Source organism: Megamonas rupellensis DSM 19944, from assembly GCF_000378365.1.
In the GTDB taxonomy this organism is placed as follows: Bacteria; Bacillota; Negativicutes; order Selenomonadales; family Selenomonadaceae; genus Megamonas; species Megamonas funiformis.
In genome coordinates, this window is sequence record NZ_KB899570.1 from 1 (window position 1) to 21,172 (window position 21,172).

General features: G+C 30.8%; 19 protein-coding genes and 1 tRNA gene. 7 read left to right on the forward strand and 13 right to left on the reverse strand.

From position 1 onward, the window contains the following. The 8 genes from F553_RS0102710 to mgrA all read right to left on the reverse strand — a co-directional run. Positions 1–228 (reverse strand): helix-turn-helix domain-containing protein (locus F553_RS0102710; protein WP_018998894.1); only part of this gene is annotated, 228 nt, incomplete at its 3' end. A 92-nt stretch (positions 229–320) separates the two neighbouring features. After that, positions 321–1,745, reverse strand: a complete 1,425-nt coding sequence (locus F553_RS0102715; RefSeq protein WP_018998895.1) for a glycoside-pentoside-hexuronide (GPH):cation symporter — start codon at positions 1,743–1,745, stop codon at positions 321–323. Between the two features lie 109 nt (positions 1,746–1,854). Further along, positions 1,855–2,457: a cytidylate kinase-like family protein gene (locus tag F553_RS0102720; protein ID WP_018998896.1), complete on the reverse strand. Its 603-nt coding sequence runs from the start codon at positions 2,455–2,457 to the stop codon at positions 1,855–1,857. 523 nt (positions 2,458–2,980) lie between these two features. Further along, positions 2,981–3,727 (reverse strand): ABC transporter permease, encoded by a 747-nt coding sequence (locus tag F553_RS0102725; protein ID WP_018998897.1) that lies wholly within the window; start codon positions 3,725–3,727, stop codon positions 2,981–2,983. Beyond that, on the reverse strand, positions 3,717–4,457 hold the full coding sequence (locus F553_RS0102730) for an ABC transporter ATP-binding protein (protein WP_018998898.1): 741 nt from the start codon (positions 4,455–4,457) through the stop codon (positions 3,717–3,719). The genes F553_RS0102725 and F553_RS0102730 overlap by 11 nt, the downstream gene beginning before the upstream one ends. Next, positions 4,454–5,404, reverse strand: coding sequence for an ABC transporter substrate-binding protein (locus F553_RS0102735; RefSeq protein WP_026296903.1), 951 nt, complete (start codon positions 5,402–5,404; stop codon positions 4,454–4,456). The genes F553_RS0102730 and F553_RS0102735 overlap by 4 nt, the downstream gene beginning before the upstream one ends. Before the next feature lie 144 nt (positions 5,405–5,548). Then, complete coding sequence (gene nifJ / locus F553_RS0102740) at positions 5,549–9,073, reverse strand: pyruvate:ferredoxin (flavodoxin) oxidoreductase (protein ID WP_018998900.1); 3,525 nt, start codon at positions 9,071–9,073, stop codon at positions 5,549–5,551. Between the two features lie 161 nt (positions 9,074–9,234). Further along, positions 9,235–10,224, reverse strand: coding sequence for an L-glyceraldehyde 3-phosphate reductase (gene mgrA / locus F553_RS0102745; protein ID WP_018998901.1), 990 nt, complete (start codon positions 10,222–10,224; stop codon positions 9,235–9,237). Positions 10,225–10,329: 105 nt separating this feature from the next. On the opposite strand from mgrA, the gene F553_RS0102750 reads away from it, so the two are divergent. Further along, positions 10,330–10,749 (forward strand): MerR family transcriptional regulator, encoded by a 420-nt coding sequence (locus F553_RS0102750; RefSeq protein WP_018998902.1) that lies wholly within the window; start codon positions 10,330–10,332, stop codon positions 10,747–10,749. Positions 10,750–10,796: 47 nt separating this feature from the next. On the opposite strand, the gene F553_RS0102755 is transcribed toward F553_RS0102750, so the two are convergent. From F553_RS0102755 to F553_RS0102765, 3 genes are read right to left on the reverse strand one after another with little or no spacing between them, the layout of a single operon-like run. Next, positions 10,797–11,222, reverse strand: coding sequence for a GNAT family N-acetyltransferase (locus F553_RS0102755; RefSeq protein ID WP_018998903.1), 426 nt, complete (start codon positions 11,220–11,222; stop codon positions 10,797–10,799). 18 nt (positions 11,223–11,240) lie between these two features. After that, positions 11,241–12,194, reverse strand: a complete 954-nt coding sequence (mnmL, locus tag F553_RS0102760; protein ID WP_008538173.1) for a tRNA modification radical SAM protein MnmL/YtqA — start codon at positions 12,192–12,194, stop codon at positions 11,241–11,243. Beyond that, positions 12,194–13,939, reverse strand: a complete 1,746-nt coding sequence (locus tag F553_RS0102765) for a B12-binding domain-containing radical SAM protein (protein WP_018998904.1) — start codon at positions 13,937–13,939, stop codon at positions 12,194–12,196. Before F553_RS0102765 ends, mnmL begins: the two co-directional genes overlap by 1 nt. Positions 13,940–14,129: 190 nt before the next feature. Here F553_RS0102765 and F553_RS0102770 point away from each other — a divergent pair, with 190 nt between their 5' ends. The 3 genes from F553_RS0102770 to F553_RS0102780 all read left to right on the forward strand — a co-directional run bounded on the left by F553_RS0102770 (position 14,130) and on the right by F553_RS0102780 (position 15,962). After that, positions 14,130–14,402: an ACT domain-containing protein gene (locus tag F553_RS0102770; protein ID WP_008538176.1), complete on the forward strand. Its 273-nt coding sequence runs from the start codon at positions 14,130–14,132 to the stop codon at positions 14,400–14,402. A gap of 48 nt (positions 14,403–14,450) precedes the next feature. Continuing rightward, positions 14,451–15,812, forward strand: coding sequence for a PFL family protein (locus F553_RS0102775; RefSeq protein ID WP_008538177.1), 1,362 nt, complete (start codon positions 14,451–14,453; stop codon positions 15,810–15,812). 73 nt (positions 15,813–15,885) lie between these two features. Then, positions 15,886–15,962: transfer RNA gene (locus tag F553_RS0102780), tRNA-Arg, on the forward strand. A 120-nt stretch (positions 15,963–16,082) separates the two neighbouring features. Here F553_RS0102780 and larC read toward each other — a convergent pair. After that, positions 16,083–16,892 (reverse strand): nickel pincer cofactor biosynthesis protein LarC, encoded by an 810-nt coding sequence (gene larC, locus F553_RS0102785; RefSeq protein WP_018998905.1) that lies wholly within the window; start codon positions 16,890–16,892, stop codon positions 16,083–16,085. 129 nt (positions 16,893–17,021) lie between these two features. Continuing rightward, positions 17,022–17,510 carry a hemerythrin domain-containing protein gene (locus F553_RS0102790; RefSeq protein ID WP_018998906.1) on the reverse strand — a complete coding sequence of 163 codons (489 nt, stop codon included), beginning with the start codon at positions 17,508–17,510 and terminating at the stop codon, positions 17,022–17,024. A 186-nt stretch (positions 17,511–17,696) separates the two neighbouring features. On the opposite strand from F553_RS0102790, the gene F553_RS0102795 reads away from it, so the two are divergent. The 3 genes from F553_RS0102795 to F553_RS0102805 all read left to right on the forward strand — a co-directional run bounded on the left by F553_RS0102795 (position 17,697) and on the right by F553_RS0102805 (position 21,145). Beyond that, the gene (locus tag F553_RS0102795) at positions 17,697–18,572 is read left to right on the forward strand and encodes an HAD family hydrolase (protein WP_018998907.1); all 876 of its coding nucleotides are present in this window, start codon (positions 17,697–17,699) and stop codon (positions 18,570–18,572) included. 153 nt (positions 18,573–18,725) lie between these two features. After that, positions 18,726–20,678, forward strand: coding sequence for a BglG family transcription antiterminator (locus tag F553_RS0102800; RefSeq protein ID WP_018998908.1), 1,953 nt, complete (start codon positions 18,726–18,728; stop codon positions 20,676–20,678). 11 nt (positions 20,679–20,689) lie between these two features. Further along, positions 20,690–21,145, forward strand: a complete 456-nt coding sequence (locus F553_RS0102805; protein WP_008538182.1) for a PTS sugar transporter subunit IIA — start codon at positions 20,690–20,692, stop codon at positions 21,143–21,145. Positions 21,146–21,172 lie beyond the last annotated feature (27 nt).

Consider the following 21,172-nt stretch of genomic DNA (forward strand, 5'->3'; position numbering starts at 1 on the left):
TAAATGATGTAGCCATTTATATTCAATAACTTTTTGCTTAAAGATAGGAGTATATTTAAGATTTTTATGAAGAAGTTGTGAGATGCCACCATTTTCATAATGAAATATCCATCTGCAAAGAGAAGCTGTGTTTGGCATGTTTAGAATTTTAGCTACATGAGAAATAGAATCTCCTTTTAAAACCATTTTAATTGCTTTAACTTTAAATTCATTTGAGTATTTAGTCATAAAAAAACTGCACCTCCAAAAGTTGTTTTTTGTCCAACTTTTGGGGTGCAGTTCAAAATTTAGTACAGTTCTTTTATCTTCATATTTATATATTATTTACTGATATCTTTCCAAGTACGTTCAAGTTCTTTAACGATTTCAGCATGTTTTTCTTCAGTAAGAGTAACTTTTGTTTTGTAAAGTAATGTTGCAATGAGCATGAATACGATTGGCACAGCAAACATGATTAATTCGAACATCATTTTATTGCTATCAGTAATGCTATCAGCTGTAGCTTTACCAGACATACCAACCCAAACAGCTGTAAAACCAACGATAGCACTTGTTACAGCACCAGATAATTTGTTAACTAATGGTCTGATGGAAAGGATAAGGGATTCATCACGGTGACCAATTTTTAACTGACCATATTCAACAGTATCTGTGATTGTCATTAATACTACTAAGAATACAAGTGGCTGTGGTAAGTTGAATAAACCAGCTGCGATTAATACTAATACAGAGTTTGTACCAGCGAAAGCATAGATGATCAATGCAACGATCATGATTACGATAGAATAGAAGAATAAGTTTCTTCTTTTGAATTTAGTTGTTAATACAGGGAATAAAGCAACTGCTAATAAGCCAATGATAACGTTGATAATACCTAAGAAGGATAAATAAGTGGAGTCACCTAAAATGTAAGCGAAATAGTACATCTGGAAGGAGTTTACTAAGTCCTGACCGAAGCAGAAGATAAGGAATGTAATAGCGATCCACATTAACTGGTCATTTTTACCTAAGATAGAGAATACTTCTTTGAAAGTTGTTTCTTTTTTGTTTTCACGAAGAGCGGAAGCTTGTTCTTTTGTACCAAGACCAAGAATAACAGCACCTAATAAGGATACACCGCCACCGATTAAAGCGAAAGCTAACCAACCATTAGCATCACCAACACCGCCGTTAGCGTCTTTGGAGAAGAATAATACGATAGGAATAACCATTACTGTTACGAGCTGAGCACCAAATACGGAACCAATACGAGCAAATGTTGCTGTAATTTCACGTTCTTTAGAATCGAAGGACATTGCTGGAACCATGGACCAAATAGCAACGTCTTTTGCTGAATAGAAGATATCCATTACTAAGTATAAAATAGCAAAGATAATTAAGTAGAGTAATGGATTAGATGTTGTTAAACCACCTAAGTCAGTGAACAAAATTGCTAAGCTTAAAGCTGCTACGAAACCACCAACGATAACCCATGGTTTAAATCTACCCCATCTAGTGTTTGTTTTATCGATAGTGTTACCAATGAATGGGTCAATGAAAAGTTCTGCTACACGAATTACAAGAATTACTGTCATGATGATACCGATCATGTATTCATTATAACTTTGATCTTCTGTGTTGAAAAGATTACTTGTGATGAACATGATAAAGTATGTGCTAACCATCATATAGAAGATATCATGTCCGAAAGTACCGCAAGCATATGATATGCGTTGCATAAGTTTATTACCATTATTACCTGACATTTATAAGTCCTCCTAAATAAAATTATAAATATTTAATAAAAAAATTATTAACAAAACTTATGTAGATAACAGCATCTATGCTGTTACCCTTCTATATTCTTTAGTTCTTTTATTCTTGAACTTTATTAATATATTCAATGATAGCATCTGCTATTTTGTCTAAAGATGCATTGCTAGTATTTACAATTAAATCATAGTTAGAAGCTTCGCCCCATTTTTTACCTGTGTAATAATTGTAGTATCTAGCTCTTTTTTCATTTTCTTCGTTTAATTCTTTTAAAGTTTTACCTTCGTAAACTTCTTTACCTCTTTTTTCTCTGTATTCATCGTCTGCACAAACGAAAATGGAGAAATGATTTGGCATATCTTCTAATACATAATCAGCACAACGACCTAAGATAACACATGCTCCATCGTTAGCAAGTTTTCTTACTACACTAGCTTCAGATAAGAACATACCTCTGCTGGATTCGCCCATGCGAGTACCGAAAGAATGGAATGGCATGAATGTCAATGTCAATGGATGAACAGTATTTTCTAATTCTAATAAATCCTGTTCAGATAAATCATTGATACCTAATTTAGCTGCTGCTATATGAACAATTTGTCTATCATATAACTTTACATTTAGCTTTTTAGCTAAAATTTCAGCTAATTCACGACCACCGCAACCATACTGTCTACTAACCGTGATTACTGTGTTTTCCTTCATTAAAATCACCTACTCATTTATTTTATTATCAATATGAAATTGATAACGAGTTAATATTTCAAAATACCATATTTTTTATTTATAAATGCAATATTATATCAATAAATAAAACCATATGATTTTTTAGAAAATTCAATTTCATAAAATTGAAAACGGAAAACGTTTACACATTTTGTCAAAATACGAACTTATTTTATACATATCTTAAAGTTCTTGAACAAATATTTGTTTGTATTTTTACAAATTTTCATTTAACTCAGCTTCATTATATTATTCTCATCACTTAAAGTCAATATATATTTCTCAAAAAATTTTTATGTAACAAGCTGGAATTTAATAAAAATCTCAACATAAATACAAAAAACAAACGTTTACATCAACAAATTTACAATCTTGTTATGGTTTAATTATACCCATCTCCCTATATAAAGTCAATATACAATTTTCAAAAAATTATATAAAAAATTAAAATTAATTACAAAAAAAGATATGGTTCTAATATCACTACTAGAACCATATCTTCTTATACTTTTTTCTTCCATTTGCAAAAATAATTTTCTACCAAGTCCAAAAAACCAAACAAAAATAGACCTATTAAACTTAAAACTACAATACCTGCGTACATATCTAAATAATTTACACGAAGCCACGAATCCATTATAAAATATCCCATGCCATATTTAGTACCAAATGTCTCTGTAAAAAACAATACTGATATAGCTGTCCCCATTGCTACACGTAAAGATGTAATAAAATTTGGTAATACAGCTGGCCATAGTATATTTAAGAAAATTTGTCTAAAAGATGCACCTAAACTATATAAAGGAAAAAACATTTCTTTTGGTATAGTTTTTATACTATCACGAATTGCAACTAACACTTGAAAAATCACAATCAAAAATATCATAATAACTTTTGGTAATTCTCCAATGCCAGCTAAAAGCATCAAGATAGGCAATAATGCAATCTTAGGAATAGGATATGTCAGATAAACAATAGGAGCTAAAATCTTATCACATTTTTTATAATATCCCATCATCACCGCTATCGGTACACCAATTATTATAGCTAAAAATACTCCTGCTATAATTCGCCAAAGACTATATAGTGCATGAATAGCTATTGTTTGTGTAAAAATATTGCCCAATCTTTCCATTACCAAAACAGGCGAAGGAATAATTGGTAAATGTACGATTATAGATATAACATACCATAAAATAAGCAATAATATCATTGCAGGTAAATAAAAATGCCATGATTTATCTTTCATTCTTACTACCTGCTTTCTTTAAATAATTTCTTATTTCTTTACTTAGTGAACTAAAGATTTCTCTATCACGAAAATTCTTGTCACTAAATAAAGGATTATCGATTATTTTATAGATACCTCCAGGTGCACTAGTCATCACTATTATTTTTTGCCCTAAATATAAAGCTTCTTCTACATAATGCGTAACTAATATAGTAGAAACTTTCTGTTTCTGCCATAAATCAATGAATACATCTTGCATTTCTTCTCTTGTAATAGCATCTAAAGCAGAAAAAGGTTCATCCATTAATAATAAATCAGCTTTTAAAGCAAAAGCTCTAGCTAAACTTACGCGTTGTTGTTGACCACCACTTAAATTATTAGGATAGCGATTTAGTAAATTACTTAATCCTAAATTATCTACTAAATTTTGAGGTAAACCTTGTTTAGCTTCTTTTTTTATTTTTAAACCTAATAAAATATTTTCTTTTACAGTAAGCCATGGCAATAATCCATAATTTTGAGGAATAAAACCTATAGTTTGTTTTTTAGGTGAAGGATTTTCTCCATTTATTTGCACTAAACCCTGATAATTTTTTTGTAGTCCTGCCAAAACATTTAATAAGGTAGATTTCCCACAACCAGAAGGGCCAATCACTGCACAAGTTATCCCTGTTGGCAAATTTAAATTAATATCTTCTAATATATTTGTATCATCATATCTTACATAAAGTCTATCTACGGTAATCATTTCGTTAAAATATCACTTACTATATCTTCATAATTATATTTTTCAGTTACTAATTCTTTTTTATTGAGCCAATTTATAGATTTATCCCAATCAGATTTTTCTGGTAATGCAGCTTTCATGTATTTTGGCATAACTAAAGCATCTTTAGTTGCTGGTGGTAATCCTGCTGTTTCAATAACTAAATCCATGTATTCTTCTTGAGGAGTAGAATTTAAATATTCTATAGCTTTATCATAAGCTCTATACATAGCTTTTATAGCTTCTTTTTTATTTTCTACGCTATCATTTGTAAATACCATTACGCCTGGATTTATTTTCATAGCTTCAGAAGAATTTACTAAATAACTGCCATTTTTTACAGCAATACTGCCCATAGGTTCAGGAAGTACTGCACCATCTAATTTACCATTTTGTAACATTTCTAATCTTGTAGGTATCTGTGGAATTACTGTTTTATTGATATCTGCTTCAGTCATATTGTTTTGTGCAAGCATTTCATCTAAAACAAATTCAATAATAGTATTTTTAGATACGGATATATTCTGACCTTTCATTTCCGCTAAAGATTTAGCAGTATTGCCAGTACCTGCAATTAAACAGTAATTGCCATTAGTAGAAGAAGTTATTTTTACATCAAATCCTCCAGCTTTAGCAAATCCTGCTGCTAGCATATCAGATACACCACCATCTAAATTGCCACTTTGAAGGGCACTATCTCTATCCATAGCACTTTTAAAATACTGTAGCTCTACGTCTACCCCTTCTTCTTTAAAATATCCTTTTTCTTGAGCAATAATAAATGGTATGGAATCAATGTCTGGCATTAATCCAATTTTTAAAGTTTCTGTTTTTGTATTATCTGCTACTTCTTTTTCATCTGTAGTTGAACCACAAGCTGTGCATAGCATAGATAAAATACAAATTGCTACTAATAATAATTTTTTCAAAGCATTCATTCCTTTCTTATATAATATATGCCTATGCTTAACTATTTAATTAATCCTTTTATATCATATAAAAAAAACTTAATTCATGCAATAAAAAACTGACGCTAATAAATAGCGTCAGTTTTATTTTATCAGCACGAAAAATTATTTACCTGCTAATTTTTTATATCCTTCAAGACGTTCTTTTGCATCTTTTTCTGTTTTTGCAAATAATTCATCTGCAATTTCAGGGAATGCACGTTTTAAGGATGTATAACGAACTTCGCCTTGAATAAATTCTTGGAAGTTTCCTGTTGGTTCTTTAGAGTCTAAGCTGAATGGATTTTTATCTGTGCCACGTAATTCAGGATTATAACGATAAGTAGCCCAGTAACCAGCTTCAACAGCACGTTTAGTTTCAAGTTGGCTCTTGCCCATACCTGCACGTAAACCATGGTTGATACATGGAGCATATGCAATGATAAGAGATGGTCCTTTATAAGCTTCTGCTTCAGCAATAGCTTTTAAAGTTTGGTTTTTATCGTAACCCATAGCAATCTGTGCTACATATACATAGCCATAGCTCATTGCCATCATGCCGATATCTTTTTTCTTAGTACGTTTACCAGTAGCAGCAAATTGAGCAATAGCAGCAGCTGGAGTAGCTTTAGAGGACTGTCCACCAGTATTTGAATAAACTTCTGTATCGAGAATTAATACGTTAACATCTTCACCAGAAGCAAGTACATGGTCAAGACCGCCATAACCGATATCATAACCCCAACCGTCGCCACCAATGATCCATTGGGAACGTTTTACAAAGAAATCTTTTTTATCATAGATTTCATTTAAGAGTGCATTATCGCCTTTTTCTGCTTCAAGAAGTTCAGTCAATTTTTCAGCGCGTTCACGGCTACCTTCACCTTCATTGATGTTAGCTTGCCAATCAGCAAATGTAGCTTTAAGTTCATCACTACCAAGACCTTCTTCTAAAGCTTGAGTGATTTTTGAAGATAATGTTTCACGAACAGCTTTTGTTCCAAGGAACATACCTAAACCATATTCTGCATTATCTTCAAATAAGGAGTTAGCCCAAGCAGGACCTTGTCCTTTATGGTTTTTAGTGTATGGCATAGATGGTGCAGAACCGCCCCAAATAGAAGAACAGCCTGTAGCATTAGCTACCATCATGCGATCACCAAAAAGCTGAGTGATGAGTTTTACATATGGAGTTTCACCACAACCAGCACAAGCACCGGAGAATTCTAAGAGTGGTTGTTCGAACTGACTACCTTTGAGAGTAGTTTTCTTCATAGGATTTTTCTTAGGTGCAACTTTTGTAGCATCAACAGCATAATCAAATTCAGTTTGTTTTGCAAGTTGAGTTGCAATAGGTTTCATAGCAAGAGCAGAACCTTTTGGAGCTGGACAAATATCAGCACAGTTACCGCAACCTGCACAATCTTTTGCAGAAATAGTGATTGCAAAATTTAAGCCTTTAGCACCAAGAGCTGGTTTGGATTTCATTGTTTCTGGAGCATTAGCTACTTCTTCATCTGTCATAAGTACTGGACGAATTGCAGCATGTGGACATACGAAGGAGCATTGGTTACACTGGATACATTTATCAATATCCCATTCCGGAACATTAATAGCGATACCGCGTTTTTCATAAGCAGCAGTACCTACTGGGAATGTACCATCTTCAATACCTTTGAAAGCACTTACAGGAAGTTTATCGCCTTCTTGACGGTTCATTGGATTTTGGATATTTTTAATGAAATCAGGAATATTAGCATTTGCATCATCAGCATCTTTAGCATCTTTCCAAGAAGCTGGAACTTCTACTTTATGAAGAGCTTCGATACCTTTGTCGATAGCGCCATTATTCATATCAACGATATGTTGACCTTTTTTACCATAAGAAGTAACAACTGCATCTTTAAGATATTTAACAGCTTCATCAATAGGAATGATATTTGCAAGTTTAAAGAATGCAGACTGCATAACCATGTTAAAGCGACCGCCAAGACCGAGTTCTTGAGCAATTTTAACAGCGTTTACAGTGTAGAAGTTAATATTGTTTTCTGCAATATAACGTTTCATATATGCAGGGAGTTTTTCTGTTAATTCTTCATCAGTCCAAAGTGTATTTAATAAGAATGTACCATTTGGTTTTAAACCAGCAAGTAAATCATATTTATCTACATAAGACTGTTGAGAACAGGAAATGAAGTTTGCTTTATTGATGAGATATGGAGACATAATTGGTTTTTTACCAAAACGCAAGTGAGACATTGTTACCCCACCAGATTTTTTGGAGTCATATGCAAAATATGCCTGTGCATACATATCTGTTTTATCGCCGATGATTTTAACAGCACTTTTATTTGCACCTACAGTACCATCAGAACCTAAGCCCCAGAATTTGCAAGCAGTTGTTCCTTCTGGTGTAAGGTCGATATCTTCATGATATTCTGGTAAAGAAGTGAAAGAAACATCATCATTGATACCAATAGTAAAGCCATTTTTAGGAGCATCTTTTTTGAGTTCATTATAAACTGCAAAGATTTGATCTGGAGTAACATCTTTACCACCAAGACCATAACGACCACCAACGATTGTTGGACGTAAATCGCTATTATAAAGAGCGGACTGAATTTCAAGATATAAAGGTTCGCCGATAGAACCAGCTTCTTTTGTACGGTCCATAACAGCAATTTTCTTAACAGTTTTTGGAAGTGCATTTAAGAAATGTTTTACAGAGAATGGTCTGTAAAGGTGAATGGATACAACACCAACTTTTTCGCCTTTTGCATTCAAGTAATCAACAACTTCCATAGCTGTATCACATAAAGAGCCCATAGCAATGATTACGCGATCAGCATTTGGATCACCATAGTAGTTGAATAATTGATAGTTACGGCCTGTTAATTTATTGATTTCAGCCATAGCATCTTCAACCATCTGTGGAACAGCTTCATAATAAGGATTTGCAGATTCTTGACCTTGGAAATAAATATCAGGGTTCTGGCTAGTACCACGAATTACTGGATGATCTGGATTTAAAGCATTATGACGGAATTTATTTACAGCTTCCCAATCAAGCATTTTGCCTAAATCTTCATAATCTAAAACTTCGATTTTTTGAATTTCATGAGAAGTTCTGAAACCATCAAAGAAGTTTACGAATGGTACACGGCTTTTGATAGCTACAAGGTGAGCAATAGCACTTAAGTCCATAACTTCTTGAACACTAGCTTCAGCAAGCATAGCGCAACCAGTTTGACGAACTGCCATAACATCACGTTGGTCACCAAAAATATTAAGAGAAGATGTTGCAAGAGCACGAGCACTTACATGGAATACACCTGGGAGCAATTCACCAGCAATCTTATACATATTAGGAATCATTAATAAAAGACCCTGAGAAGCAGTATAAGTAGTAGTTAATGCACCAGCCTGGAGAGAACCATGTACTGTACCAGCAGCACCTGCTTCAGATTGCATTTCTACAACACGTACTTTTTGACCGAAAAGGTTTTTCTTACCTTTTGCTGCCATTTCATCTACAACTTCTGCCATTGGAGATGATGGAGTAATTGGATAAATAGCTGCTACATCTGTAAATGCATAAGATATATACGCCGCAGCAGTATTACCATCCATAGTTTTCATATGTTTGCTCATATTTTCAAATAAGCTCCCTTCTATATATATATACCCTTTTATAGGCATTTTAAACTATAACACATATTTATGATACAACTTTTTATAATATTTTTCAACTATGAATATACCTTTTATATCTATAATTTATCAGTGGTAAATCCATACTCATATAGAAAATTTTATAAACTATTATCATCTATAAATTTCAATTCTTCACTGGAAAATGCTATATTGTTCATTGCTTCTAAATTCATTAAAATCTGTTCTGGCTTTGATGCACCTATCAAAACACTTGTAACTATGTTATCTTTTAAAATCCAAGCCAATGCCATCTGAGCTAAACTTTGACCACGCTGTTTTGCTATTTCATTTAAATTAGCAATCTGCATTAATTTTTTTTCTGTCAAAATTTCAGCTTTCAAAAATCTTCCATCAGTTTTTATGCGACTATCTTCAGGAATACCTTTCAAATATCTATCTGTCAATAATCCTTGTGCTAATGGGCTAAAAGCTATAATACCTTTATTTAATTTATGTGCCATTTCCTTCAAGCCATTGTTTTCAATAGTTCTATCGAAAATGGAATAACGATTTTGATTGATGATAAATGGACAATGCATTTGAGTTAAAATTTCACTAGCTTTTGCCAAAGTTTCACCATCATAATTTGATAAACCTACATATAAAGCTTTTCCACTTTGTACTATTTGATTTAATGCTCCCATAGTTTCTTCAAGTGGAGTGTCTTTATCCATGCGATGATGATAAAAAATATCTACATACTCAAGACCCATGCGTTTTAAACTTTGGTCTAAACTAGCAATCAAATATTTTCTACTGCCCCAGTTGCCATAAGGGCCTTCCCACATATCATAACCAGCTTTTGTACTGATTAATAATTCATCACGATATTTTTTCAAATCTTGCTTTAAAATTCTACCAAAATTTATTTCTGCACTGCCATAAGGAGGACCATAATTATTTGCCAAATCAAAATGAGTTATGCCATTATCAAAAGCAGTGAAACAAAGTTTTTGCATAGTTTTAAAATCATTGTTATCACCAAAATTATGCCAAAGTCCCAAAGATACTCTTGGCAATTTCAAACCGCTTTTACCACATCTAGCATATTCTAACTTATTATATCTGTCTTTATCTGCTATATACATGAAAAACGCCCCTTTACTTTTAGTCAATATCTTTTTTATAATTATCATAATACTAATTCAAGTACGCTTTAAGTCAAGATATTACTATGATAAAGGGGCTTTATTATGGATAAACAATATTCAATTCGTGAAGTATCAGCCAAATTCAATCTGCCAGCTTCCACGCTTCGCTATTATGAAGAAGTAGGCATTTTAACTGATATTCCTCGTAATTCATCAGGCAAACGCATTTATTTAGAAAAACATATCAATCGTTTAAAAACTATCTGCTGTTTTAAAAATACAGGTATGAGTATCGCTCAACTGCAAGAATTTTTTCAATATGAACAGCAAGAGCCTTCACATATTGATGATATTTTAAAATTATTGACCAATCAAAAAAATCATATTCTAGCACAATTAGCAAAAATGCAACACGATTATAAGCATATTCAAAAAAAATTAGCTTATTACCAAGCTATGAAAACAGCTGTGGATAATCATACTACATTACCTGATTGGCAAGATTATAAATGCGATAATTGAAATATTAGCTATAATAATTTAACTAGAAATTATTATAGCTTTTTTATTTATAATTTAACTTTCATAGTTTCAGGATTGCATAGTTGCATGGGTGTGCCTTCTTTTACTATATTAAAACCTAATTTTTGATAAAAATTAACATTTTTCTTTTCATCAAGCATCAATTCAATATAAAGATAATCTTTATATTTATTTTTTATCATCTTTACTAGATTGCTGGCAATACCTTTACCTTGATAATTAGGATTTACCAATACATAGTGAATATATGCTGTAAGTATGCCATCATCTAAAACTCTAGCTAAGCCTACTAATTTATTATTCTCCCATGCAGTAAATACCGTTGGTGAATTAATTAATGCTGTATATAATTTATCAGGATTACTAGCCGATAATTGCCAATCAACAGATAAAAACAATTCTATTATATTTTCTTTCGTAAAATCTTTTTCATCTTTATAAATGATTTCCATAAAATCAAAATCCCTACATCATTCTTTAACTAAAAATTTTTGTACAGCACTGCCATTTAAATAATTGCACAAACGACCTTGATAAAGATTTTTTTCTTCCATTTCTTTTACAATTTCATCGCGAATTTTCCACCAACCTGTCTGCCAATTACTAAATAAAGTATTTTCAGCTGGTGCTCTACCAATTAATCGCTGTAAAACAATATTTGGAGATAAATGTTCTAAGAAATCAATTACTCTTTGTTTATAATGCTCACAAGAGATAATTTCAAATTCTTTATTTTCATATTGCTGAGCCATTTTTGTATTTTTTACGATATAAAGTGCATGTAATTTCACCTGGTCAACGCCGAGTGCAGAAATCACTCTAGCAGTTTCAATCATATCTTTATCATCGTCCCATGGTAAATCTAAAATTACATGAGTACAACACAATAAACCATAACGCTTTATACGCAATACTGCATCAATATATTCCGCCAAACCATGACCGCGATTTATTTTTTCTAAAGTCTTATAATTTATCGTTTGTAAACCTAATTCTACGCAAATATCAATATTTTTTTCTTTGGCAATTCTAGCTAAGATTTCTAAATAAACATCATTTATGCAATCTGGTCTTGTCGCTATATAAATAGCCACTATATCATCACTAGCACATGCTTCTAATACATATTTTTCTAATTGTTCTGGTGGCATATACGTATTACTGAAATTTTGAAAATACGGTATGAATTTTTTTGCCTTATACTTAGGCACTATATGAGCCTTATTCATGCGAATTTGCTCTGTTACAGATAATTCTGGTGGTAAATTTTCATAACCTGCACCGATACTACCGCAAAAAGTACAGCCAAATTTCCCACATGAACCATCACGATTAGGGCAAGTAAGTGGTAACCCTATAGGCAATTTATAAACTTTCTCGCCATAACGCTGTTTTAAATAATCGGAAAAAGCATAATATATCATTATAAATTTATATCTCCTTGTTTTATTTCTTGATAAAATACGCCATCATCTTCATAGGCAAAAATCATTGCATTTTCTTTTGCTTTTATTTGACATGATTTCGCTTGATTCATATCATAGGCAAAAACTTCTATCGAAAATTTCTTTTTCAAATCGCGCCATGATTTAAATTGATAATTATTAATATAAGCTAGTGCTTTTTCACTCATATAAAAATCATCTGTTACTTTTTTATCTACTTCTTTCCATGGCAACATATCTATTTTTATCTTACCTTTATCTGTCAATAAAGCATCAAATTTCAATACATTATAAATATATTCTTTATCTTTTATCTTAGAATTTTGCTTGATAAAATCATATAAAAATACATATAAATTCTTAGGAGCGTGTGGTGCTAAATGCAATTTTTTAGCTTGCCAATATTGAGCAAAGTCAGCAAAAAATGTGTAGGCATCTTGATTATATTGTTTGATTAAATTAATAATCGTATATTTAAAACGGCCAGCATTATAATATAATTCCAATACATCTACAAAAATCTGTAATTTTCGCATAGTAGCATAATCCATATATTTATTGCTGATTACTTGATATGGTGCTTGTGGCATATATACATAATCATGTTCTTGTATCAAATCATTCATTGCTGCACCTTTTAATAATTTCAAAAAGCCCACTTGAAGCATATCAGCTTGCAATAAATATACATCATTAAAAGATTTTGCAAAAGAAGTAATATCTTCATAAGGAAGACCAATGATTAAATCCACATGCAGATGAATATTTCCATAAGCCATGATAGATTTTATGTTATTTGTCATTTCTTCCCATGGATTTGCTCTACTTATCTGACCTAGAGTTTTTAAGTTCGTAGATTGAATACCTATTTCAAATTGTACTCTACCCTTTGGCATTTTCTTAAGTACAGCCTTGATTTCATCATCAATATGGTGAGCTACTATTTCAAAATGAAAATTAGTTCTGCAATCTTGTTTAGCAATAAATTCCAAAATCGGTAAATAATGCTTTTTATCTGCATTAAAAGTTCTATCTACAAATTTTACCTGACGAACATTATGTTTGATAAAATAACTTAGCTCAGCAAAAACTTTATCTAAAGAACGATATCTTACGCCTTTAGTCGCACAAGATAAGCAATATTTACAAGAATAAGGACAACCTCTTGAACTTTCATAATAAATTATCTTATCTTTTAAATTTTCAATATCGTTATCATCATAAGGAAAAATTATTTCATCTAAATCACTTACAGTAACGGCAATATTCTCATCAATAGTATCATCACTATTTCTCTTTGCTATGCCAACGATTTTAATTTCTTCATTATTTTTTTCATCTAATAAAGTTTGCAATAAATCATGAAAAGCTTTTTCACCTTCGCCACGCACTACAAAATCCACCATAGGAAAATCCTGCATAAATTCTTTTGTAGCATATGAAACTTCTGGCCCGCCACAGATAATCTTACAATTTGGCAATAATCTATGCACAAGTGGCAATAATTGTTTCACTAATTCAATATTCCAGATATAACAAGAAATTCCTAATATATCTGGTCTAACATCAAATATCTGATTAGCAATATCAATCAAATGATTATTGATAGACACTTCTAGCATCTCTATATCACAAGATAAATCTTGACAATTTTTGTATATATAGCGAATTGCTAATGATGAATGTATATATTTTGCATTTATCGCTGTCAATAAAACTTTCATAAAAAACTCCTCTTATCTCAAATTTTTATCATTTTCATAAAAAAACACAATATCCTAAAATAATACCTATATTATTATATATGTACAATGTATTTTTAGCAAAAACTAATGCAAGCTACTACTATTAATGATATAATAACACTGTTACAATAATTTAGTAACTCTATAAAATTAATAAGGGGAAGTATAAATGAAACTCGTTATAACTGTTATCGGAAAAGACCGTGTAGGCATCATTGCCACTGTAAGTAATGTTCTTGCTGAAAACAAAGTAAATATTATCAGCATCAACCAAAATATTATGAATGGCTTTTTCAATATGGTTCTAATTGCTGAAATGACTGACAAAAACATTAAATTACAGGATTTACAAAAACTCCTCAAAGAAAAAGGTGCTCAGCTTAACGTAGATATCAAAGCTCAACATGAAGATATCTTCAATGCTATGCATACAATCGGCTAATTTTAAATATTCTTTATTAATTAACTAAAGAATTTAGGAGGAACTTTTGTGATTACTATTAATGATATTTTAGAAACTAATCGTATGATAACAGAAAATAAATTAGATGTTCGTACGATTACATTAGGACTTAGTCTTCGTGATTGTGCTCACCCTAATTTAAAACAATTTTGTGATAATGTTTATGACAAAATCACAAAATCTGGTGAATTCTTAGTAAAAACCGGTGAAGATATTTCTAGTGAATATGGTATTCCCATTATTAATAAACGTGTTTCTGTAACTCCTATTGCTATTGCTGCTGAAGCCTGCAAGACAGATACTTACGTTCCTGTTGCTGAAGCAATGGATAGAGCTGCTAAAGAAATTGGTATTGATTTCATCGGCGGTTTTTCTGCTCTTGTTGAAAAAGGTTATACAAATGGTGATAGAATTCTCATCAATTCCATTCCACAAGCTTTAGCTACTACAGACTTAGTTTGCTCTTCTGTAAATCTAGGTTCTACAAAAGCAGGTATCAATATGGACTGCGTTCGTGAAATGGGTGAAGTAGTAAAACGCACTGCTGAACTTACTCGCGACCGTGAAGCTATTGGTTGTGCTAAACTCGTTATCTTTTCTAATGCTCCTGGAGATAATCCATTTATGGCTGGTGCTTTCCATGGTGTTAGTGAAGCTGAAAAAGTAGTAAGCGTCGGCGTAAGTGGCCCTGGTGTTGTAAAACATGCTCTTGAAGATTTAAAAGGTGCAGATTTTACACAAGTTGCTGAAACAATTAAAAAGACTGCATTCAAAATCACTCGTGTAGGTCAATTAGTAGCTAAAGAAGCTTCTCGTCGTCTTGGCGTACAATTCGGTATTATCGATTTATCCTTAGCACCAACTCCTGCTGTTGGTGATAGTGTTGCTCATATCTTAGAAGAAATGGGTCTTGAATCTTGTGGTGCTCCAGGTACAACAGCAGCTCTTGCTTTATTAAATGACGCTGTTAAAAAAGGTGGCTTAATGGCTTCCTCTCACGTTGGTGGTTTAAGTGGTGCTTTCATTCCAGTAAGTGAAGACGCTGGTATGATTGATGCTGTAAGCTGTGGAAGTCTTTCCATTGAAAAATTAGAAGCTATGACATGCGTTTGCTCTGTAGGTCTTGATATGATCGCTATCGCAGGAGATACTCCAGCTGCTACAATCTCTGGTATCATCGCAGATGAAGCTGCTATCGGTATGATTAATAATAAAACTACTGCCGTTCGTGTTATTCCTGTTCCTGGTAAAAAAGTTGGCGATACTGTTAACTTTGGTGGTTTACTCGGTCATTGCCCTATTATTAAAGTTCGCAGTGAATATAGTTCTGATGCATTTATTGCTCGTGGTGGTCGTATTCCTGCACCTGTACGTAGCTTAACAAATTAATTTAAAAAAATTTTAAAAAAGTTGTTGACAAACACGTAATATATAGATATAATATTAAATGTTCTCAAGGAACGCGCCCATAGCTCAGCTGGATAGAGCACACGCCTTCTAAGCGTGCGGTCGCAGGTTCGAATCCTGCTGGACGCACCACTTTGAAATCAGAGCCTTAGCAATAGCTAAGGCTTTTTTGTTATCTAAATATAAAATTTTAATTCATAAATAAAAAGAGACTCTATAAATTTTTTATCATTTATAAAGTCTCTTGTTTTTTTATTTAACTTCAATCATCATAGCACGAACTACATTTGGTATATCATATTTTCTTTTCCCTGCACCTATACCAATTTTCTTTATAATAAATTCTTCTGGCAATTTATCTTCTGTTTGAATACCTGCAATAATAGCAGCCCCTGTTGGAGTAATTAATTCCCCTTTTGTCTGTGTATAATGTAATCTTAAACCATGTTCTATAGCAATATTTACTACAGCTGGCACAGGAATAGGAATTTGACCATGTTGACAACGCACAAGGCCTTGACCTTCATATATCTTTGGACAAACAACTCTATCTATATTTAATTTATCTATACATACAGCAGCAGCTACTATATCAACAATAGAATCCACTGCTCCTACTTCATGGAAATGAACTTCATCAATACTTACACCATGAGCTTTTGCTTCAGCATTAGCAATAATATTAAAAATTCTTATTGCAATTTCTTTTGCTCTATCTGTTATTTGTGATTTATTAATTATTTCTACGATTTCTTTTAAACCACGATGTTCATGGTGATGATGATGTTCTTGGCTATGATTATGGTGATGAGCCTCATGATGTTCACTATGTAAGTAGTTCATATCATGGTCATGATTATCTATATCCAAAATTACATTAAAATCACAAGCATCAAGTGCCATTTTCTTCACACGGCTAATTTCTATTTTATATCCATCTAATGGTAATGTTTGTAAATTTTCCATTAAATAATTTTTATCTACGCCTAAATCTAATAACGAAGCTACAAACATATCTCCACTAATACCAGCATAACATTCTAAATACAATATATTATTCATAATCTAGCTCCTTTGTCTTCTATCTACATTATATATTAACTGTTAAACTTAACTTCATGTCAATAAAAAAATGAAAAACCTACTATAATAATTTAAATAAATTTTAAATCATCATAATAGGCTTTTTTGTTATTTCATATAATTTTGTGCTTGCTCATTTAATTTTTCTATTACTTCTTTAGATAATAAACGTTCACCATAAGGATAAGCCACTCTATTTTCTTTATCTATATGTCTACGAAGTAAATAAACATAAGACATTGTATTTGTAACTATCGCCAATTTTAATTTTACTGTAGGTTCTTTTTGATACGCTTTCAACGCATTTTCCAATTCCCATACATATAATCTAGCTAAATTATGTTCTACAATCATACCATGATTTACTAAATTATTTGCCATCTCATCTTTCGTTTCAAGCATAGCTTTGAATAAAAGTTCTTCTTCTTTTTGATGATGAGTTTTATCCGCATATACACGGATAAATTCTATAGCTTTTGTATATTCTTCAATAGATATTTCATTTTTTTCCATCAAATCTATTGCCATAATTTCAAATTTATCTACAAATTTACTGATATTATCATGTTCTTCTCTTAAAATTTCAAATATATTCATCAAATAGCCTCTCCTAAATAACAAAAAATTTATACTCAATTAACAATCATCTAAATTTCATATATCATTATATAATAAATCATATTAAGCATATGTTGTTTTTCCAACATATTTTTAAAAACTTATAAAAAATTTCCATAGTATATACTAAATGATTATAATAAAATAAAGATTAGAGGTGATTTCATGTATAAACGTAAATATAAAGAAAAATTTCCTGTTATTGCCATTTGTTATGATTTTGATAAGACTTTATCACCTAAAGATATGCAAGCTCAAGGCTTTATTCAAGATATAGGCTATGATGTAAATAATTTCTGGGAAGAATCAAATGCTTTGGCAAAAGCCAACGATATGGATACAAATTTAGCTTATATGTATAAAATGGTAGAAAAATCTCAAGGAAATTTTCGTTTAGATAAAAAAATACTTGCTGATTATGGAGCTAAAGTTGAGCTTTTTCCTGGCGTCAAAACATGGTTCAAACGCATTCGCAATTATGGCAAAAAACATAATATCATCATTGAACATTATATTATCTCAAGTGGTTTAAAAGAAATGATTGAAGGTACTGTCATGGCTCAAGCTGGTGAATTTGAAAAAATCTATGCAAGCTCATTTTATTTTGATGATAATGGCATAGCCAAATGGCCCGCTCAAGCTGTTAATTATACAAATAAAACACAATTTCTCTTTCGCATTGAAAAAGGTTTTTTAGATATAAATGACCCTGCGGTAAATGATTCTATACCTGAAGAAAAAATTCGCGTGCCATTTAGAAATATAGTCTACATTGGCGATAGTGAAACAGATATTCCCTGTATGAAACTAGTAAATAGCTATGGTGGTCATTCTATCTGCGTATATAATCCTCAATTATCCAATATGGATAAAGTCATTAAATTATTTACTGAAAATCGCATCAAATATTTTGCTCCTGCCGATTATAATGAAAATAGTAAACTTGACTTACTCATAAAAACAATTATTGATAAAACTGTTGCCTTTGAAAAATTAAATCAATGCTATTTAAACGATAAAAAAATATTAACTACAAAATAACTTAAAAATCTCTCTTTATAATATCTATTAAAAGAGAGATTTTATTTTTAAGTTAAAAATGAACATAGCATGTGTTCATAACATGTCTTAACATTTCAAAATTATCTAAATATAATAAAAGTATAGTAATTGACAGGAGGTGAAATAAATCTAATGCCAATACAAAATAAACGTATCTTATCTATTTTAAAAATACTAAATAAACATAAAAAAGCTATTTCAGGTGAAAATCTAGCTAATCTTATTGGAGTTAGTCGTAGCACTATACGAAGAGATATTAAAGACTTAAACTCAAGTATCCAAAAATATGGTGCTCATATATTATCAGAAGCAGGCAATGGTTACAAATTAGTTATTGATGAGCAAGAAAAATATTCGGTTCTCACTGAAAAATATAAATTAAATTCATATATTAACTATACAGGTGACAATATTGTTCCTTTTGATTATAATGATAGAATTTCTTTTATAATTGCTAGAATTTTATTAAATTCTTTACACAACAAAATAGTTAATCAAGAAGAATTAGCCGAAGAATTATTTATTAGCTTGTCTACATTAAAAAAATATTTAACAGATATAAAGAAAAGCTTAGCACGTTTTAATCTTGAACTCATATCAGACAGATTTAATGGTATAAAAATAAATGGAAATGAAACAAATATACGTTACTGCATTTCTGAATATATATTTAATAGAGATGATTTAATTAATTTTACCAATAATAAATTTGTAAAAGATATCTTTTCTCAAGAAGAAATCAATTCTGTTAAACATATTTTAATGAAAGTTATCTTAAAACATAACATACGCCTAACAGATATTGCTTTCAAAAATCTTTTAGTTCACATAATAATTATTATGTGTCGTTCAAATAGAGAAAATACTGTTGAATATACTTTAAATGAACGAAAAAAATTAGAACAATCTTCTTATTTTTCATCAGCAAAAGAAATATTATCTATCATTCAACAACAACTAGGCGTAGATATAAGTAACGAAAGCTATTATTTAACCCAACATTTTATAGCTAGTCAAAAATTTATAGAATCAACTAAAACTAGAAATAATTGTCAACAATTAATATCTAATATATTAAAAAAAATCAAATTAAATACAAATATTGATTTATCTGATGATAATGAACTTATTTCTGGTCTTACTATTCACCTAATTGCGGCAATTAACAGATTAAAATTTAATATGAATATCCGCAATGGTATCTTAGAATCTATAAAAAATAATTATCCATTAGCTTTTGAAATGGCGATAATTGCTAGTGAAGTAATCGAACAAGAAGAAAATGTTAAAACAAATGAAAACGAAATTGGTTTTTTAGCCATCCATTTTGGTGCCTCATTAGAACGTAATAAATTAAACGAAGAAATGGGCAAAACAGCTATTATTGTATGTGCTACAGGTCTTTCTACTGCTCTTTTATTAAAAAGTAAACTACAAAGACGATTTGGTGGTATTTTAAAAATCACTCGTGTTATGAGTTTTTATGAATTAACTGAGCAAATTATAAACAGTGTTGATTTTATATTTTCTACAGTTCCTATTCCAAAACTAGATAATAAAAAATTTATTTTAGTAGAACCTATTATGACAGAAGATGATTTACTTTCAGTAGAAAAACAACTTAATAAAAATGAAGAAAATAATTTCACTAATTATCGTTTATTTTTTAAAGAAGATTTATTTTTCCCTTCTTTAGAAGCTACATCTTCATATAATGCTATTGAACAACTAGCTGATGCTATGATTCAACATGGTTATATTGATAATCAAGTTAAACAATCAATATTTGAACGTGAAAATATGGCTTCTACTGAAATTGGTGGTATGATTGCTATACCTCATGCCTTAGAAAATCATATGTCAGAAGTTACTATTTCTGTAGGTGTCTTAAAAAATCCTATTATTTGGAATAAAGAAAAAGTACAAGTAATATTTTTATTAAGTATTCCTAAACATTTATACAAATTATGGGAAAATATTTTTAAAAGTATCTATAAAGCTTTTATAGAAAAATATGGTTCCTATAAATTAGTTACAGACCCAAAATTTGAAACACTAATGCAATTATTAAATAATATAGATTAGGAGGTTTTTTAATGTTAACGGATATTGTAAGTCCAGATAAAATTTTATTACATCAATCGGTTTCTGATTGGCAACAAGCTATAACTGTAGCTGCAAAACCACTTCTTGATAGTAAATATATTTATCCTGAATATATTACTGCTATGATTGATGCAGTAAAAAATTATGGACCATATATTGTTATTGCTAAAGGAGTGGCTCTTGCGCATGCTCGAAGTGAAGATGGTGTAAAGAGCATGGGATTAAGTATTATGACGACTAAGGATCCTATTAATTTTGGTAATCCTGAAAATGATCCTGTAAAAATAATTTTTTGCTTAGCTGCTCCAGATCCAACAACTCATCTTGATGTTATGAGATCATTAGTTAATGTTATTAACGAAAATTGGAAAATCGAACAACTATCAAAAATTGATAATATTGAACAATTTATTTCTATATTAAATAAATTTGAACAAAATGCTTAATAACTATTATTTCTTAAATATATCTAT

Excerpts from the sequence above, each read along its gene's own strand:
- larC (WP_018998905.1), bottom strand. The coding sequence starts at position 16,892 with ATGAATAATATATTGTATTTAGAATGTTATGCTGGTATTAGTGGAGAT.
- F553_RS0102770 (WP_008538176.1), top strand. The coding sequence starts at position 14,130 with ATGAAACTCGTTATAACTGTTATCGGAAAAGACCGTGTAGGCATCATT.
- F553_RS0102765 (WP_018998904.1), bottom strand. The coding sequence starts at position 13,939 with ATGAAAGTTTTATTGACAGCGATAAATGCAAAATATATACATTCATCA.
- F553_RS0102790 (WP_018998906.1), bottom strand. The coding sequence starts at position 17,510 with ATGAATATATTTGAAATTTTAAGAGAAGAACATGATAATATCAGTAAA.
- F553_RS0102720 (WP_018998896.1), bottom strand. The coding sequence starts at position 2,457 with ATGAAGGAAAACACAGTAATCACGGTTAGTAGACAGTATGGTTGCGGT.
- nifJ (WP_018998900.1), bottom strand. The coding sequence starts at position 9,073 with ATGAGCAAACATATGAAAACTATGGATGGTAATACTGCTGCGGCGTAT.
- F553_RS0102795 (WP_018998907.1), top strand. The coding sequence starts at position 17,697 with ATGTATAAACGTAAATATAAAGAAAAATTTCCTGTTATTGCCATTTGT.
- F553_RS0102800 (WP_018998908.1), top strand. The coding sequence starts at position 18,726 with ATGCCAATACAAAATAAACGTATCTTATCTATTTTAAAAATACTAAAT.
- F553_RS0102730 (WP_018998898.1), bottom strand. The coding sequence starts at position 4,457 with ATGATTACCGTAGATAGACTTTATGTAAGATATGATGATACAAATATA.
- F553_RS0102725 (WP_018998897.1), bottom strand. The coding sequence starts at position 3,727 with ATGAAAGATAAATCATGGCATTTTTATTTACCTGCAATGATATTATTG.
- mnmL (WP_008538173.1), bottom strand. The coding sequence starts at position 12,194 with ATGATATATTATGCTTTTTCCGATTATTTAAAACAGCGTTATGGCGAG.
- mgrA (WP_018998901.1), bottom strand. The coding sequence starts at position 10,224 with ATGTATATAGCAGATAAAGACAGATATAATAAGTTAGAATATGCTAGA.
- F553_RS0102750 (WP_018998902.1), top strand. The coding sequence starts at position 10,330 with ATGGATAAACAATATTCAATTCGTGAAGTATCAGCCAAATTCAATCTG.
- F553_RS0102715 (WP_018998895.1), bottom strand. The coding sequence starts at position 1,745 with ATGTCAGGTAATAATGGTAATAAACTTATGCAACGCATATCATATGCT.
- F553_RS0102755 (WP_018998903.1), bottom strand. The coding sequence starts at position 11,222 with ATGGAAATCATTTATAAAGATGAAAAAGATTTTACGAAAGAAAATATA.
- F553_RS0102805 (WP_008538182.1), top strand. The coding sequence starts at position 20,690 with ATGTTAACGGATATTGTAAGTCCAGATAAAATTTTATTACATCAATCG.